Origin of the sequence: Streptomyces sp. NPDC007205 (assembly GCF_040634095.1) — a bacterium.
Taxonomy (GTDB): domain Bacteria; phylum Actinomycetota; class Actinomycetes; order Streptomycetales; family Streptomycetaceae; genus Streptomyces.
Genome location: NZ_JBEYEW010000187.1, coordinates 1 through 1,265 on the forward strand (window position 1 = coordinate 1; position 1,265 = coordinate 1,265).

The window sequence follows — 1,265 nt, forward strand, 5'->3', positions numbered from 1 at the left end:
CACTGGATCCTGAGGATCTGAGAACGGACATCTCGTGGTCATGAAGAACTATCCGCCACAGTTCAAGGCGGACGCGGTCGCGCTGTACCAGTCGCGGCCCGAGGCGACGATCCGGCAGGTTGCCGCCGATCTGGGGATCAACCCCGAGACCCTGCGCAACTGGGTCCGGGCGGCTGGCGCGAGCCGGCCGCGGGGCCGCCGGGCGGAGGTGCCGACGGAGCCGCCGACGCCGTTGGAGGCGGAGAACGCCGCTTTGCGCCAGAAGGTCCGCGAGCTGGAGGAGGAGCGCGAGATCCTGCGCAAGGCGGCGAAGTATTTCGCCGGGGAGACGCGCTGGTGAACCGCTTCCAGTTCGTCGCGGACCACCAGCGCCGCTACGGCGTGAAGCGGCTGTGCATCATCCTGGGCATCGCCCGCTCCAGCTTCTACTACTGGCGCCGGACCGCCGCGGACCGGGCCGTCCGCCAGGCGGCCGACGCTCGGCTCGCCGCCCGGATACGGGCCGCACACCGTGAGTCGGACGGTACCTACGGTGTCCCGAGGATCACCGCCGAACTCCGCGAGGCAGGAGAGCGCGTCAACCACAAGCGGATCGCGCGTGTCATGCGGAGCATCGGCCTGGCGGGCGTGCGGCTGAGACGCAGGCACCGCACCACGATCACGGACCCGGCCGCGACGAAGGCCCCGGACCTGGTCGGCCGTGACTTCACCGCGAGTGAGGCGAACACGAAGTACGTCGGCGACATCACCTACCTCCCTTTGGAAGGCGGCAAGTTCCTCTACCTGGCCACCGTCATCGACCTCGCCTCGCGCCGCCTTGCCGGCTGGGCGATCGCGGACCACATGCGCACCGGTCTCGTCATCGACGCCCTGACCGCCGCCGAACGCACCCGCGGCAGCCTCGCCGGAGCGGTCCTGCACACCGACCACGGAGCCCAATACACCAGTCGGGCCTTCGCCGACGCCTGCAACCAAGCCGGGGTCCGCCAGTCCATGAGTGCGATCGGCTCCAGCGCGGACAACGCGCTCGCCGAGTCCTTCAACGCGACGTTCAAACGCGAGACGCTCCAGGGCCGAAAGCACTGGTCCAGCGAGCGCGAGGCCCGTCTCGACGCGTTCGGCTGGCTGAACCGCTACAACACCCGACGCCGTCACTCCCGCCTCGGACACCGCAGCCCGATCGCCTACGAAACAGCGTCCCGACCAACATCAACTACGCTGACACCAGCCGCATAACCCGTGTCCAGGATTCGGGGTCAAGGCCC

General features: G+C 69.2%; 1 protein-coding gene. It reads left to right on the forward strand.

The features are described from left to right. The first annotated feature begins 34 nt into the window (after positions 1-34). A protein-coding gene (locus ABZ624_RS43135) for an IS3 family transposase (RefSeq protein WP_360101263.1) occupies positions 35-1,236 on the forward strand; the annotation gives its coding sequence in 2 pieces (ribosomal slippage) (positions 35-320 and positions 320-1,236; 1,203 coding nt in all). Positions 1,237-1,265: the final 29 nt, after the last annotated feature.